The 13,621-nt window shown below is 67.0% G+C and carries 15 protein-coding genes; 12 read left to right on the top strand and 3 right to left on the bottom strand.

Translation table 11 applies throughout. From position 1 onward, the window contains the following. Positions 1-62: 62 nt before the first annotated feature. The 6 genes from WI560_RS17675 to WI560_RS17700 all read left to right on the top strand — a co-directional run bounded on the left by WI560_RS17675 (position 63) and on the right by WI560_RS17700 (position 5,170). Positions 63-998, top strand: a complete 936-nt coding sequence (locus tag WI560_RS17675) for a SurA N-terminal domain-containing protein (protein WP_375304216.1) — start codon at positions 63-65, stop codon at positions 996-998. Then, a complete protein-coding gene (gene pdxA / locus WI560_RS17680) occupies positions 998-2,047 on the top strand; it encodes a 4-hydroxythreonine-4-phosphate dehydrogenase PdxA (protein ID WP_375304217.1) in 1,050 nt (349 codons plus the stop codon). Before WI560_RS17675 ends, pdxA begins: the two co-directional genes overlap by 1 nt. Next, on the top strand, positions 2,044-2,901 hold the full coding sequence (rsmA, locus tag WI560_RS17685) for a 16S rRNA (adenine(1518)-N(6)/adenine(1519)-N(6))-dimethyltransferase RsmA (protein WP_375304218.1): 858 nt from the start codon (positions 2,044-2,046) through the stop codon (positions 2,899-2,901). The genes pdxA and rsmA overlap by 4 nt, the downstream gene beginning before the upstream one ends. Before the next feature lie 23 nt (positions 2,902-2,924). After that, positions 2,925-3,983, top strand: coding sequence for an alcohol dehydrogenase (locus WI560_RS17690; protein ID WP_375304219.1), 1,059 nt, complete (start codon positions 2,925-2,927; stop codon positions 3,981-3,983). A gap of 77 nt (positions 3,984-4,060) precedes the next feature. Beyond that, a complete protein-coding gene (locus WI560_RS17695) occupies positions 4,061-4,297 on the top strand; it encodes a hypothetical protein (protein ID WP_257180376.1) in 237 nt (78 codons plus the stop codon). Positions 4,298-4,453: 156 nt separating this feature from the next. Beyond that, entirely contained in the window at positions 4,454-5,170 is a 717-nt protein-coding gene (locus tag WI560_RS17700) for a Crp/Fnr family transcriptional regulator (RefSeq protein WP_375304220.1), read from the top strand. A gap of 8 nt (positions 5,171-5,178) precedes the next feature. On the opposite strand, the gene WI560_RS17705 is transcribed toward WI560_RS17700, so the two are convergent. Beyond that, positions 5,179-5,916, bottom strand: coding sequence for a Crp/Fnr family transcriptional regulator (locus WI560_RS17705; protein WP_375304221.1), 738 nt, complete (start codon positions 5,914-5,916; stop codon positions 5,179-5,181). Positions 5,917-6,073: 157 nt separating this feature from the next. Here WI560_RS17705 and WI560_RS17710 point away from each other — a divergent pair, with 157 nt between their 5' ends. Both WI560_RS17710 and WI560_RS17715 read left to right on the top strand, forming a co-directional pair. Then, a complete protein-coding gene (locus WI560_RS17710) occupies positions 6,074-6,313 on the top strand; it encodes a hypothetical protein (protein WP_375304222.1) in 240 nt (79 codons plus the stop codon). A gap of 17 nt (positions 6,314-6,330) precedes the next feature. Further along, positions 6,331-7,032: a Crp/Fnr family transcriptional regulator gene (locus tag WI560_RS17715; RefSeq protein WP_375304223.1), complete on the top strand. Its 702-nt coding sequence runs from the start codon at positions 6,331-6,333 to the stop codon at positions 7,030-7,032. A gap of 16 nt (positions 7,033-7,048) precedes the next feature. On the opposite strand, the gene WI560_RS17720 is transcribed toward WI560_RS17715, so the two are convergent. Beyond that, complete coding sequence (locus WI560_RS17720; protein ID WP_375304224.1) at positions 7,049-7,675, bottom strand: cupin; 627 nt, start codon at positions 7,673-7,675, stop codon at positions 7,049-7,051. Between the two features lie 160 nt (positions 7,676-7,835). Between WI560_RS17720 and WI560_RS17725 the strand changes: the two genes are divergently transcribed. The 4 genes from WI560_RS17725 (at position 7,836) to WI560_RS17740 (ending at position 13,028) form a co-directional block, all read left to right on the top strand. Further along, the gene (locus WI560_RS17725) at positions 7,836-8,717 is read left to right on the top strand and encodes a GyrI-like domain-containing protein (protein WP_375308864.1); all 882 of its coding nucleotides are present in this window, start codon (positions 7,836-7,838) and stop codon (positions 8,715-8,717) included. Positions 8,718-9,794: 1,077 nt separating this feature from the next. Then, positions 9,795-11,135 carry a caspase family protein gene (locus WI560_RS17730; protein ID WP_375304225.1) on the top strand — a complete coding sequence of 447 codons (1,341 nt, stop codon included), beginning with the start codon at positions 9,795-9,797 and terminating at the stop codon, positions 11,133-11,135. Positions 11,136-11,162: 27 nt separating this feature from the next. Beyond that, entirely contained in the window at positions 11,163-11,657 is a 495-nt protein-coding gene (locus tag WI560_RS17735; protein WP_375304226.1) for a hypothetical protein, read from the top strand. 129 nt (positions 11,658-11,786) lie between these two features. Further along, a complete protein-coding gene (locus WI560_RS17740) occupies positions 11,787-13,028 on the top strand; it encodes a hypothetical protein (RefSeq protein WP_375304227.1) in 1,242 nt (413 codons plus the stop codon). Here WI560_RS17740 and gmk read toward each other — a convergent pair. Next, positions 12,961-13,620 (bottom strand): guanylate kinase, encoded by a 660-nt coding sequence (gene gmk, locus WI560_RS17745; RefSeq protein ID WP_257180386.1) that lies wholly within the window; start codon positions 13,618-13,620, stop codon positions 12,961-12,963. The genes WI560_RS17740 and gmk overlap by 68 nt on opposite strands. Position 13,621 lies beyond the last annotated feature (1 nt).

Raw genomic sequence — 13,621 nt, forward strand, 5'->3', positions numbered from 1 at the left:
GAAGTGCCGGCCGCGCTTGCCCCCCTCACAGGCTCGACGCGGCTGACATGCGAGCGACAATCATGACGACCCCATTGCCCGTCTTCCGCCTCCTGCTTGCCATCGGTGCCGGGCTGATCCTGACCGGACTGCCCTCGCCGTCGCGCGCGCAGAACATCGTCGTCATGGTCAACGGCGATCCGATCACCGATTTCGACATCGAGCAGCGCTCCAAGCTCGACCAGCTGACGACGCAGAAGACCCCGAGCCGGCAGGACGTCATCAACCAGCTGATCGACGACAAGGTGAAGATCAAGGAGGGCAAGAAGTACGGGGTCGATCCCAGCGCCTCCGACATCAACCAGTCGTTCGAGGGCATGGCGCAACGCATGCGCATCACGTCGGACCAGCTCGCCAAGTCGCTCGAATCCAAAGGCCTCCGCCCCGAAACGCTGAAGAGCCGCATGAGGGCCGAGATGGTCTGGGGCAGCCTCGTGCGCGGCCGCTTCAAGGAGAAGCTGCTCGTCGGCGAGCGCGACGTCGCGCAGGCCGTGCAGGCCCAGACCGGCGACAAGCTGCAGGTCGAAGGCACTGAGTACAAGATGCAGCCGATCGTGCTGATCGTGCCGCGCGGCTCGTCCCCGGCGTTCATGGAGACCCGGAAGAAGGAAGCCGAGAGCTATCGTGCGCGCGTCGGAAGCTGCGAGGAAGCCAATTCGCTGTTCCGCTCGACGCCGAACGCCACCATTCGCGACACCGTCACCAAGACCACCGCCGAACTGCCGGAGGCGCTGCGCAAGGTGCTCGACGATACCCCGGTCGGCCATCTGACCGCGCCCGAGCTGACCAAGAACGGCATCGAGATGGTGGTGCTGTGCTCGCGCAAGCCGACCATGATCGACACGCCGAAGAAGCGCGAGGTCCGCGAGAAGATGTACCAGGAGAAATACGAGAAGACCCAGAAGGCCTATCTCGACGAGCTTCGCAAGGCGGCGATGATCGAATATCGCAACCGCTGATGGCCGATCGCGCAGCAAAGCCGCCTGCCCTTCCTCTTGCCCTGACCCTGGGAGAGCCGGCCGGCATCGGCCCCGACATCACGATCGCAGCCTGGCTGCGGCGCCGCGAGCTGAACCTGCCCGCCTTCTATCTGCTCGGCGACGAGGCGCTGATCGCGCGCCGCGCCAAGGCGCTCGCCCCGTCGCTGGGGGCCGGCGTCAGGACCGCGGCGGTGAGCCCCGGCGAGGCGGCTTCCGCCTTCGCCGATGCGCTGCCCGTGGTCGCCACCGGCGAGCGCGCGACCGCCGAGCCCGGCAAGCCCGACGCATCGAGCGCGCCGGCCGCGCTCGCCTCGATCCGGCAGGCGGTAGCGGATGTGCGCGAGGGCCGCGCCAGCGCCGTCGTCACCAATCCGATCGCCAAGAGCGTGCTCTACCGCGCCGGCTTCCGTCATCCCGGCCACACCGAATTCCTCGCCGAGCTCGCCGCAGAGAACGGGCGCGTGCCGCAGCCGGTGATGATGCTATGGTCGCCGCAACTCGCGGTGGTGCCCGTGACCATTCACCTCTCGATCCGCGATGCCCTGGCCCAGCTCACCAGCGAGCTGATCGTCGCGACCGTGCGCATCGTCGCAACCGAGCTGAAATCCCGCTTTGGCATCGCGCGGCCGCGCATCGCGGTCTCCGGCCTCAATCCGCATGCCGGCGAGGACGGCTCGCTCGGCCACGAGGAGCAGACCATCATCGCGCCGGCGCTGAAGGTTTTGCGCAATGACGGCATCGAGACCAGGGGTCCGCTGCCCGCCGACACCATGTTCCACGAGGCCGCGCGCAGCACCTATGACTGCGCCATCTGCATGTATCACGACCAGGCGCTGATCCCGATCAAGACGGTCGCGTTCGACAACGCGGTCAATGTCACGCTCGGCCTGCCCTTCGTCCGCACCTCGCCCGATCACGGCACCGCCTTCGACATCGCCGGCACGGCCAAGGCCAACCCGGCGAGCCTGATCGCAGCCTTGAGGCTCGCCAGCCGCATGGCGGCCTCACCAAGCTCACCAGGCAGATGAGCGCGATCGACGACCTCCCGCCGCTGCGCGAGGTCATTCGCCGGCACGCGCTGTCGGCGCGCAAATCGCTCGGCCAGAACTTTCTGCTCGATCTCAATCTCACGGCGCGCATCGCGCGCGCCGCGGCGCCGCTCGAGGAGTCCACCATCGTCGAGATCGGCCCAGGCCCGGGCGGGCTGACGCGCGCACTGCTGGCGCTCGGCGCGCGGCGGGTCATCGCCATCGAGCACGACGAGCGCGCGATCCCGGCCTTGCAGGATATTTCCGCGCGCTATCCCGGCAGGCTCGAGATCGTGCATGGCGACGCCATGACATTCGATCCCCGCCCGTTGCTCAGTGGCGAGCGAGCCAGGATCGTCGCCAACCTGCCCTACAACATCGCGACGCAGCTCCTGATCAACTGGCTCACCAGCGAGCCCTGGCCGCCCTGGTACGACATGATGGTGCTGATGTTCCAGCGCGAGGTCGCCGAGCGCATCGTGGCGCACGAGGACGAGGAGGCCTATGGCCGGCTCGGCGTGCTCGCCAACTGGCGCTGCGAGACCAAGATCCTGTTCGACATCGCGCCGTCCGCCTTCGTGCCGCCGCCCAAGGTCACCTCCTCCGTGGTGCGCCTCAAGCCGCGCGCGGAGCCGCTTGCCTGCGATCGCAGGCTGCTCGAACAGGTCGCCGCCGCCGCCTTCGGCCAGCGCCGCAAGATGCTGCGGCAGAGCCTGAAGTCGCTTCAAGCGGATCCGGCGCGGCTCGCGCAGGCCGCCGGCGTCGATGCGACCCGGCGCGCGGAGACCATTCCCATCTCCGGCTTTGTTGCCATGGCGCGCGAATTGGCGGATATACGCAGCGAAACCGAGTAACCAAGAATTCCGGAGGAAAGAAAATGGCGCTGATGCGCAGGCAGTCCCTGGTCAAGTTCGACGCGCCCTTGTGCGAGACCATCGTCGACACGCCGAAGCCGCAGGGCCGCGAGGTTCTGGTGCGCATCGAGCGCTGCGGCCTCTGCCATTCCGACCTGCACATCCAGGACGGCTATGCCGATCTCGGCGGCGGCAAGAAGCTCGACACCACGCGCGGCATGACGCTGCCGTTCACCCTCGGCCACGAGATCGCGGGCGTTGTCGACGAGGTCGGCCCGGACGTGCCGGCCAGTCTCGTCGGCGCGAAGAAGGCCGTCTTCCCCTGGATCGGCTGCGGCCAGTGCCGCGATTGCGCCAATGGCGACGAGAATCTCTGCGTGAAGCAGCGCTTCCTCGGCGTCTCCATCGACGGCGGCTTTGCCACTCACGTGCTGGTGCCCGACGCGAAATATCTGCTCGACTACGATCCCCTGCCCGTCAACCAGGCCGCGACCTTGATGTGCTCCGGCGTCACCGCCTACGGCGCGCTCAAGCGCCTGGTCGACCGTCCGCGCCAGCGCAACCTGCTGCTGATCGGCCTCGGCGGCGTCGGCATGATGGGATCGTCGTTCGCGCAAGCGATGTTCAAGCAGCCCATCACGGTCGCCGACCTCTCGCCGGCCGCGCGCGACACCGCGCTGAAGAACGGCGCCGCGGTCGCCTACGACCCGTCCGAGCCCGACGTGATCAAGCGCATCCTGAAGGAGACCGAAGGCGGCTTCGACGAGATCGTCGATTTCGCCGGCAACGAGAAGTCGATGGCCTTTGCGGTCGCGGTCGCCGCGCGCGGCGGCAAGATCGTGGTCTCCGGCCTGATGGGCGGCCAGTTCACGCTGCCGATGGTGCAGTGGGTCTACAAGCGCATGACCATCGAGGGCTTCATGGTCGGCACGCTCGCCGAGGCCCATGAGCTGATGGCGCTGGCGCGCGCCGGCAAGATCAAGCCCACGCCGATGCGCGAGGAGCCGATGGGCGACGTCCAGAAATGGATCGACGAGCTTCGTGCCGGCAAGGTCGTCGGCCGCATCGTGCTGAAGAACTGACCGATCGCTGGCTGCGGGCCCGGCGCCAGTCGGGCCCGCAGCACGGAACGCCTTCGGTCTCGCCGCGTTGGCAGCACATGTCCATTCGCTGCACCGTCGAAAGCGCATTCTTCATTGCCTGGAGCTGCCTCGAGCAGAGCGGCGAGCTCGGCCCGCCGGACGAGAGCGCGAACTTCCTTCTCGACGCCATCGAAGCCCAGCTCAGGACCGGCGAACGCCGGCAGCTGATGCTTGCCAACAGGGCGATCGACGCCTATCGCGCGCACGCGGCCGAGCGCCGATCCACGGCAGACCGCGAAGCACGGGTGGGGTGATCTTCATCGCCGCCCGCGGTCCCCGCGGCTAAGGCCGGCGCGCCAACTTTTCGGCCCCTGAGCCACCCCTTGTGTGCACTTTGGAACCGTTGGTTCCGCTACGGAAACGTAGGGTTGCGACCGGCGCCGATTCCCGGCCAGCCAAGAGAAGAAACTGTGACCGGTCGGCCCCCGAACGATCTGCTCCGGCAGCTCGCCCCCCGAGATTTCGAGCTTCTTGCACCTCATCTCCAGCCGGTCGACCTCGAGGCGGGCCACATCCTGCATCATGCCGGCGACGCCGTGGCGGCGGTTCATTTCCCCTGCGGTCCCACGCTGGTGTCGTTCGCCGTTCCGGTCGAGGATGACCGCGAGGTCGAAAGCCTGCTGGTGGGACGCGAGGGTGCGGTGGGCGTTGCCGCGGGCCGCAATTCATCGCTCGCCTATTCCCGCATCGTCGTGAAGCTCGGCGGCACGCTCGTTCGGCTGCCGCTGCGCGCGCTCGAGCAGGCGCAGCAGAGGTCGGCCGCGCTGCAAGAGGCGTTCTCGCGCTATGCCGATTGCCAGTTCGCGCAATTGCTGCAGAACGCCGCCTGCAACGCCGCGCATCCGATCGAGCAGCGCGCCGCCAAGTGGATCATCTCCACGCAAGAGCGGATCGGCCGGGCCGAGATCCCCCTCACCCACGAGCAGCTCGCCGGCATGCTCGGCGTCTCCCGCAGCTATGCCAGCCGCGTCATCCAGATGTTCAAGGCCCGGCGCATCCTCGCCACCCGGCGCGGCGCCATCCTGATCCTCGACGCGGCGGCGCTCGACGCCAGGGCCTGCTGCTGCAACGATTGGGTGAAGAAGCATTGTGATGAGGTGCTCGGCGCGGCATCCGCCGATGGCTAGCGGCGGTCTCAGCCATGCCGCGGGGTCTGCCGCTTCTGGTGCAGATAGATCGGGCTGAAATCGCCGAACCGCTGCAAGTCGCGCCATTTCAGCACGATCAGCTCGCCCTCACGCAGATCCATGGCGCCGCTGCGCCGGAGCTCGGCCAGCGTCCGGTTCACGGTCGCGATCGCCATGCCCAGCGTCTCGCCGAGCTGCGCCAGGCTGATCGGAAAGAGGCAGCGATTGCCGCGGACGAGCTGCGCGGCACGGGCGCGGTAGAATAGCTCGCAGAACAGGTGAGCCATGCGCGCCTGCATCGGCCGGGCGCTGTTGTTGGTGATGGCTTCGCGAAAGATCGCGGCATCGAGCAGCGTCTCGCGCCAGACGGCCAGCGCAAAGGTCGGCCGCCGCCGGAACGCGGTGAACAACTCGCGATGCGGGATGAAGGCGACGGAGGCGGGCCCGAGCGCGCTCAATCCGTGGTCCATCTGGTCGATGAACAGGCCTTGCGCGTCCGGCAGGTCGCCGGTGAGGTGGAAGGCGAGATATTGTCGCCCGCCGCTGCCGAGCAGATGGTAGCGCGCGACCATGCCCGAGACGACCAGCACCGAATGTTCGGGTTGGTCGCCCTGGCGGATGAAATCCTCGTTCGACTCGAGATCGCGCAGCGTGAAGGTGAGAGCGCGAATCTCCTTTAGATCCTCCTCTGCGAGCGCGGTGTGCTTGGACAGGTTCCGGATCATCACGTCGTGGGCTTTTTCCATGGCGCCGCCAAAAATCACACCGGTTCTATCAAATGATACGTCCGGCTCGGGTTCAGCGGACTAGAACGCGTTTCGGAAGCAGAGGTTGCTAATTGATCTGCGGCCGTACAGGTCGCATCCACCCCGTCACCTCGACGACGAGCCGAGCCGTCCCTTCATGAGCCCTACGCCGATCCTGGACCATATCCGCAGCCTGTTCACGGCGGATACCAGCGAGCACCTCGACAGCATCAAGAATGCCTTCGTCCAGGGCGCGCTGAAGCAGCCGGTCCGGCCGATGTCCGATCAGGAGCTTGCCCGCGCCATTCGCGAGTTCCGCTCTGCGCCCGTCTCCGACTGGACCCTCGCAAAGCTCTCGCGGCGCTTCGTCGAGGCATCCCGACCGCGCGACGATTGAACCGGCACGCGAGGCTCATGCCGCATCCAAGGTTCATCGCGCGTCTGCAAGCCATCGAAGTCCTGTCCGAGGACGAACGCCGGCAGATCGCCGCCCTGCCCTCCACGCTGCGCCAGGTCGGCGACGGGGAGATCGTGTTGCGCCAGGGCGAGCCCGTCTCGCGCTGCGTCTTCGTCGTGCACGGCTTCCTCTACCAGGCCCGCATCGTCGGCGACCGCAGCCAGATCCTCGCCTTTCACGTTCCCGGCGACATGCCCTGCCTGCACACGCTGCTGGTCGCGCCGATGGATGCCGACCTCGTCGGCCTCGGACCGACCATCGTCGGCACCGTCGCGCACAGCCAGCTCAAGCAGCTTCTCGACGGCTCGATGCATTTGACGCGCGCGTTCTGGCGCGAGACGCTGATCGATGCGGCGATCTCGCGGCAATGGATCGCCCGCCTCGGAGCGCAGGCGGCCCTGGCCAGGGTCGCGCACCTCATCTGCGAGCTCGCCGCACGGCTGGAGATGGTCGGCCTCGTCACGGACGGCTGCTTCCAGATGCCGATGACGCAGCGCCACGTTGCAGATGCCTGCGGCCTCTCGATCGTCCACGTCAATCGCACCATCCAGGAGCTGAGGCAGCGCAGGTTGATCGCCTGGGAGGGCAGCGAGATCGAGCTGCTGCAACCCGGGGAGCTGCGCAAGCTTGCGGATTTCACGCCCGACTATCTGACCTAAGCGGCGGACGTGACAGCTACCCGCCGGGTCGCGATCGCGACCGCGCTTTCCGCCACCAGCGCAACAGCGGGCCGCCGGGTCCGAGGACCGGATCGGTCTTCGGCTTGCGGACCTTGGCGATGCGCTTGATGGCGTCGGGACGCTCACGCGTGTCGGTGCACTCGTCATAGGTCCCGTCCTGCGGATAGGCGCCGACCACCAGAAAGTCCCGACTGGATTCGATGAGCCGGTGTCCGGTGCCCGCGGGAAGCACCAGAACGTCTCCGGCCTTGACGCGCAGGATCCGGCCCTTGATGCCGCCGCACTCGATCCTGGCCGTGCCGCGTGCCACGCCCATCACCTCATGGATCTGCGAATGATAATGGACGAAGTCATACACCGTATCGCGCCATGACCGGCCCCAGCCATTCGCATCGAACATCGTGTCGATGATGACATCAGGGGGAAAGCGTCGGCTGTTCAGCTTCACCGCCCCGCGATAGAGCAACGCCGGAAATTTCGGATTGTTCGGCACGATGCCGTCGTCGCGAAAATGCAGTGCGGCCGGCTTTCGCGCCCGCACCAGCGCCCGCAGCGCCGCGGCATCGGGACGATCCTCCACCAGCTTCCTGGCGAAATTCTTGACCTGATCCTTGATCGGCATGGCGTCTCCTCAGCCCCGATTCAACCGCGGCGGAGGCGAGAAGTTTCCCATGGTGAAAACAGCTTGGTGGCGTTCTGGGCCTCGTGGCAAAATCGCAAGATCGGTCGAGCACGTCATGCCCGCGTGCGCTTTAGCTGGTGCTGCCACGGAGAACGGAACGATGACGGCGGCGCTTCGCAACTACCATGCCCGGATGCAGCGGGTGCTGGATCATATCGACCGGCATCTGGATGACGATCTGGACCTGGATGCGCTGAGCAGCGTCGCGGCCTACTCGAAGCATCATTTCCACCGGCAGTTCACGGCGACCTTCGGGCTGTCCGTGCATCGCTACATCCAGCTTGCCCGCATGAAGCGCGCTTCATACCGGTTGGCCTACAGCGACGCCGACAGCGTCACGGATATCGCGATGGATGCCGGCTACGATGCACCTGACGCCTTCGCCCGCGCCTTTCGGCAACGGTTCGGGCAATCGCCGTCGTCGTTCCGGAAGTCTCCCGACTGGGAGCCGTGGCTTGCGGCCTTCGGGCCTCTCGACAATGCGAGGAGCAAGTTCATGCAGAAGACCTTTACCAGCGACGACGTGACGATCCGCAATGTGCCGGCGACGGCGGTGGCGATCATGGAGCACCGCGGCGACCCGGCGACGCTTCCTGCCACCATCCAGCGCTTCATCGCCTGGCGCAAAGCCGCCGGCCTGCACCCGCGCACGAGTCCGACCTTCAACGTCTGGCGATCCGAGCGGCGGCCGGCCTCGCCTGCCGACTACAGCTTGGACCTCTGCGTCGGAACCGACAAGCCGATCGAGGCGAACGGCGCGGCGATCAAGGCCGGCGAAATCCCGGGCGGTCGCTGCGCCGTGCTGCACGTCGTCGGCAACACCGACAATCTCGAGCCCGCCGCGCTCTTCCTGTATCGCGACTGGCTTCCGGCGAGCGGCGAGGAAGTCCGCGATTTCCCGATCTATTGCCAGCGGCTGAGCTTCGTCCCTGAAGTCGCCGAGCACGAGGCGGCCGCGGACCTGTTCCTGCCGCTGAAGTAAACCGTCACCGCATCCACCGTCATTCCGGGATGCGTGCGCGAGCACGCAGGCCCGGAATCCATCGGGCCGCACGCTCTGCCGTCCAATGGATTCCGGGCTCGCCCTTTCAGGGCGCCCCGGATGACGAGCGGAGGCTGAGGCAACCGCTCGCGAGGCGTCGGGCAAAACACCTTGGTCAAGCCCTCGGCCCGAAAATATTCTACTTTCCGAAATTTCGGATTTGTGGCATAGAGCGGTCATCCCGGCCCTGCCAGAGGGGCGCTTCGCGATCGTCACGAGATGCGGGTCGGGGTGCGGTGGACGCGGTAGCGCCGGCGCGAGAGGCGGAGACAGGGACGGGTGACCGTTGAGTCATGCGCGGCGCGCTACGACACGGCGCGGTCACAGCGGTCTTGTTGATGGTCGGGGGCGCGCACATCGGGCCCCGGATGCTGAGGCAGGGACGTCCGCGGACGGAGAAGTCGTGTGTCCCGACGCCCGGGGTTCTGGCGTCAAACCTCGCGGTGATGTGCCGGCCGACCGGCACGCGCATCGATCAGCGGCGAGGCGACGGGGCAATAGTGCAACGCTCCCCGAGAGAGCACGAAGGACACCGTTAAAACCATCCGCGCAGGGAAGGCCGGGCGACCGGCACACCTGTGATCCACCCCGTGTGCATTCTTCGTTGTGCACGGATCTGCGGGTGCCGCCGGCGCCCGGCCTTCCCTGCGCCCTTTGGTCTTTCATGGGGCGCGAAACGACAGCAAGCCTCGGGCGAAATGCGTCGCGAGACTGCGAAGACATGTCTGCAAGTTGAACTGAGAGTTTGAGGATGCCGACAGTGCACCTTGCTCCGAGCGAGCGTCACGCTCCGCTCTCGTGCCCCGGACGCAGCGCAGCGCTCCTTAAGCGGTGCGCTGCAGACCCGGGGCCCATGCCGCAGCGGAGCCCGGCGCCTGCTGGGTCCTGGCTCTCCGCCGCAACGCATGCGCGTTGCGGCTTGTCCGGGACACGAGGGTAGGTTGCGTCTCCGCCTCACCCCGCTTTCCGCGCGCACGCCTTGCTGCTAGACTGGCGCCATTGTTTTGAGGAATTTTGATGCGCGCGAGGATTTTCAATCGCGTCCCGGGGCTGGCCGCGCTGGCGCTGCTCGTCGTCGTCGCGGGGCCCGCGTCGGCCGAGAAGCGCATCGCGCTGGTGGTCGGCAACTCCGCCTACAGGAACATCACGCCGCTCGACAACCCGTCCAAGGATGCGAGCCTGATGGCGGAGACGCTCGGTGCGCTCGGCTTCACGCTGGTCGGCGGACGCGCCCAGCTCGATCTCGACAAGGGCGCGATGGACATCGCGGTGCAGAATTTCGGTCGGCAGGTCCAGGGCGCCGACGTCGCGCTGTTCTACTATGCCGGCCACGGCGTGCAGGTGGCCGGCTCCAACTATCTCGTGCCGGTCGGCGCCAATCCGACCCGCGAGGCCGACGTCGATTTCCAGATGACCGACGTCAATCTCGTGCTGCGCCAGATGCAGGGCTCCGGCACCCGCCTCAACCTCGTGATCCTGGATGCCTGCCGCAACAACCCGTTCGGCTCACGCGGCCTGCGATCATCGGATGGCGGGCTGGCGCAGATGCGCGCGCCCGAGGGAACGCTGATCTCCTATGCCACCCAGCCCGGCAACGTCGCGCAGGACGGGAGCGACGGTCACAGCCCCTATACGAAGGCGCTGGCGACCACGATCCGCGTCGCGGGCCTCGACGTATTCCAGACCTTCAACCAGGTCGGTCTCGCCGTGAAGCGCGCCACCGCGGGGGCGCAGCAGCCCTGGGTGTCGTCCTCGCCGATCGACGGCACGTTCTACTTCGTGCCGCCCACGCAAGCTGCACCGCCACCGGTCGCGGCGATGCAACCCGACCCCTCGCCTGCCGAACGTTTGCGCGCCGATCCCGACCGCGTCCCATTGCGCGATGCGGCGCTGCTCAGTGAGCTCAGCGAGCGACTCTACGAGCTCAATTTCGATCCTGACACGCCCGACGGCCTGACGCGCGCCATCACGAAGCTGCAACAGCGCATCGCCATGGCCCCGACAGGCGAAGCCACCGAGGGCCTGCTGCTGCGATTGCGCAAGATGGAGGATCTCAAGCCGTGGGGCTCGATCGTCTACGGGCCCGACAGCAGCAAATGGGGCATCTCGTGGAATCACGCCTCGCGGCGCGCAGCGGTGGCGGACGCCCGCGGCAATTGCGCCGGCGCCAAATGCCCGATCGAGCTTTCGTTCTTCGGCAGAAGCTGCGGCGCCTTTGCGATCTCCGACAAGTCCTGGTCACTGGTCCAGCGCGAGGGCGTGCAGCGCGCCCGGGACGCTGCGCTTGACGAATGCGGCAAGGCTGGCAAAGCTTGCCGCATTATCGGATCCGTCTGTGCCGACGGCTCCGGCCGCTGATACTCTTTCATTTTGGATTTTTTGCTCATGCTCAATTCCATTTCAGGTCCAACAGCCCTCTTCGTCCTCCTCACCGCCGCCCTCACCTCGCCTTCCGCGCTCGCGCAATCCGGCAGCGCCGGGGGATCGATCGGCAATGACGAGAAGTCGCTCTCCGGCTCGCGTTCGGACCGCTCCACCGAGCCGGCGCCATCGGCGCGCCGGAGCAAGCCGGCGGCCGAGGAGCCGCGCTCGTCGTCGCGGCGAAGCGGCGGCGGAGGTGGCGGCAGCTTTGACGGCGCCTGGGTGGTGACCAGCGTCGGGTGTGGCGGCACCACGTCCGGCGCGGTCGTGGTCTCCTCGGGCAAGGTCATCGGCCAGGGTGTTACTGGCACCGTCAGCTCGAGCGGCGCCGTCAGCACGGTCGGTCAAGGCGACGGCGTGACCTTCACCAGCTCGGGGCGTCTCGGCGCGCGCAGCGGTTCCGGAAGCTGGCGCCGCTCCGACGGCTGCGGCGGAACCTGGAGCTCTGCGAAACAGTAACGCCTGGGAAGACGCTATTTCCTGCGGAACGAACGCCCCGCAGGCCCGATTCAAGCCACATCCTCTCCGGATTTGCGGCTCATTGCCACCCAAGTCTTTGATGACAAAGGGCAGGTCAAGAGTTGCGTCATGCGTAACCGGGAGACCAGGATGGGCAACCGCACCGCAAAATTCGTATCCGCGCTGGTCGGCAGCATGATTGCCGGCCTGCCACTGGCCGCCGTGTCGCAGAACGCGCCGACCCCACCGAGCACGGCCAACCCGGCCGCCGACTGCCTCGCTTCGCCCAAGGGCGCAGCATCGCAGGGCCAGCACTGGTACTACCGCCTCGATCGAACAACCAAGCAGAAATGCTGGTATCTACGCGCGGCCGGCGACAAGGACGGTGCGAAAGCTGTGCAGACCGCGCAGGCCGCGGCCGATACACCATCGGAATCATCAGCATCGCCGCAGCAGACAGTGCAGGACGCGCGCGCCGAATATGTGACTCCGCGGAATGGCGCGCCTCCCAAGGCGCCGAACGCGGTGACGCAGGTCGCACCGGCCAGCCCGCCACCGGCTCAACAATCCGCGAACCAAGCGGCTGAGGGCAGCGCGCAGCAAGCGCCCGCCTCGCCATGGCCTGATGTCCCGGCAGCGTCCACCGCTCCAGAGCCGCAGCCGGCAACGACCGTGATCACAGCAACTGCGCAGCCGAAGACAAAGCCGTCAAAATCGCCTGCCCCGCCCCCGCCTGCCGCAGCAGACGGCATGACCGACAAACCCGGCGGCTCGGTGCAGATGCTGCTGCTGGTGATCGGCGGCGCGCTGGCACTCGCGGGCATCCTCGCCAGCGTGATCTACCGTTTCGCCCGCAGGCGCGTGCGCGTTCAAGCTGCTTCCGACCGCCGCGGGCATTGGGACGATTGGGCGCCGCAGGATCACGCCGGAAGCCGCGCGCCATGGCTCGGTGCGAATTCAGCGGCCCAGCCGCACGCGCAAGGCGGCCCGGTCGACTTCGATGAAGTACGACCGCAGACCGCGCAGCTCGCAGCATTCACCAGGGAGATCTCCGTGATCGCGGCCCAATCCGCCTCCATCCGCAGCAAGGCTGGCGAGCTCGACAAGGCCGACATCTTCCGCGGAGCGTTCGCGATCGAAGCCGCGCCCCGGCTCCCGGCCAAGGCGACCGACGACAAGAAGCCCGCTGCCCGCGACGAGGCCGATCGCAATGACGATGTGAAGAGCGAGGATGCCGTCGACGTCGACGTGATCACCGCGATGCTGGAACGGCTGGCGAAGCAGGGGCCGCGGCTGCCAGAGCCTAGCCCTGCAGCTGCCCTTGCAAACCTCGCACGAAACCAACGAGGCCAATCCGCCGCTCGCGCTTGAGGCGCTCGGCCTTCAGGATCGACTGCACCTCGGCGAAGGCCTCATCGACGTCGTGGTTGATGACGATGTAGTCGTACTCGGCCCAGTGGCTCATCTCGTGGCTGGCGCGGCTCATGCGCTTGCGGATCACCTCGTCGGAATCCTGCGCGCGCGAATGCAGGCGCTTTTCGAGGTCGGCCGCCGAGGGCGGCAGGATGAAGACGCGGACGACGTCGACGCTGGCTTTCTGATGCAGTTGCTGCGTGCCCTGCCAGTCGATGTCGAACAGCACGTCCTTTCCGGCAGACAGTGCCGCCTCCACCGGAGCACGCGGCGTGCCGTAGAGATTGTCGAACACGGTGGCCCATTCGAGCAACTCGTCGCCCTTCACCATCGCTTCGAAGCGCGGCTTGTCGACGAAAAAGTAGTCACGACCCTCGACCTCCCCGGGTCGCTTCGCACGCGTGGTCGCCGACACCGACATCTTCAGGCCGGGCTCTCGGTCGAGCAACATCCGCGACAGCGTGGTCTTGCCCGCGCCCGAGGGCGAGGACAGCACGAACATCAAGCCACGCCGCTCGACACCGTCAGTTCCGTGATCGCCCGTCGTCATC

The sequence above is a fragment of the Bradyrhizobium sp. A11 genome (assembly GCF_042077125.1).
In the GTDB taxonomy this organism is placed as follows: Bacteria; Pseudomonadota; Alphaproteobacteria; order Rhizobiales; family Xanthobacteraceae; genus Bradyrhizobium; species Bradyrhizobium japonicum_B.

What these genes read in the sequence shown, in the direction of transcription:
- WI560_RS17725 (WP_375308864.1), top strand. Translation starts at nt 7,836, where the DNA reads ATGACGGCGGCGCTTCGCAACTACCATGCCCGGATGCAGCGGGTGCTG.
- WI560_RS17740 (WP_375304227.1), top strand. Translation starts at nt 11,787, where the DNA reads ATGCGTAACCGGGAGACCAGGATGGGCAACCGCACCGCAAAATTCGTA.
- WI560_RS17690 (WP_375304219.1), top strand. Translation starts at nt 2,925, where the DNA reads ATGGCGCTGATGCGCAGGCAGTCCCTGGTCAAGTTCGACGCGCCCTTG.
- WI560_RS17675 (WP_375304216.1), top strand. Translation starts at nt 63, where the DNA reads ATGACGACCCCATTGCCCGTCTTCCGCCTCCTGCTTGCCATCGGTGCC.
- WI560_RS17715 (WP_375304223.1), top strand. Translation starts at nt 6,331, where the DNA reads ATGCCGCATCCAAGGTTCATCGCGCGTCTGCAAGCCATCGAAGTCCTG.
- WI560_RS17710 (WP_375304222.1), top strand. Translation starts at nt 6,074, where the DNA reads ATGAGCCCTACGCCGATCCTGGACCATATCCGCAGCCTGTTCACGGCG.
- gmk (WP_257180386.1), bottom strand. Translation starts at nt 13,620, where the DNA reads ATGACGACGGGCGATCACGGAACTGACGGTGTCGAGCGGCGTGGCTTG.
- WI560_RS17695 (WP_257180376.1), top strand. Translation starts at nt 4,061, where the DNA reads ATGTCCATTCGCTGCACCGTCGAAAGCGCATTCTTCATTGCCTGGAGC.
- WI560_RS17705 (WP_375304221.1), bottom strand. Translation starts at nt 5,916, where the DNA reads ATGGAAAAAGCCCACGACGTGATGATCCGGAACCTGTCCAAGCACACC.
- WI560_RS17720 (WP_375304224.1), bottom strand. Translation starts at nt 7,675, where the DNA reads ATGCCGATCAAGGATCAGGTCAAGAATTTCGCCAGGAAGCTGGTGGAG.
- WI560_RS17735 (WP_375304226.1), top strand. Translation starts at nt 11,163, where the DNA reads ATGCTCAATTCCATTTCAGGTCCAACAGCCCTCTTCGTCCTCCTCACC.
- pdxA (WP_375304217.1), top strand. Translation starts at nt 998, where the DNA reads ATGGCCGATCGCGCAGCAAAGCCGCCTGCCCTTCCTCTTGCCCTGACC.
- rsmA (WP_375304218.1), top strand. Translation starts at nt 2,044, where the DNA reads ATGAGCGCGATCGACGACCTCCCGCCGCTGCGCGAGGTCATTCGCCGG.
- WI560_RS17730 (WP_375304225.1), top strand. Translation starts at nt 9,795, where the DNA reads ATGCGCGCGAGGATTTTCAATCGCGTCCCGGGGCTGGCCGCGCTGGCG.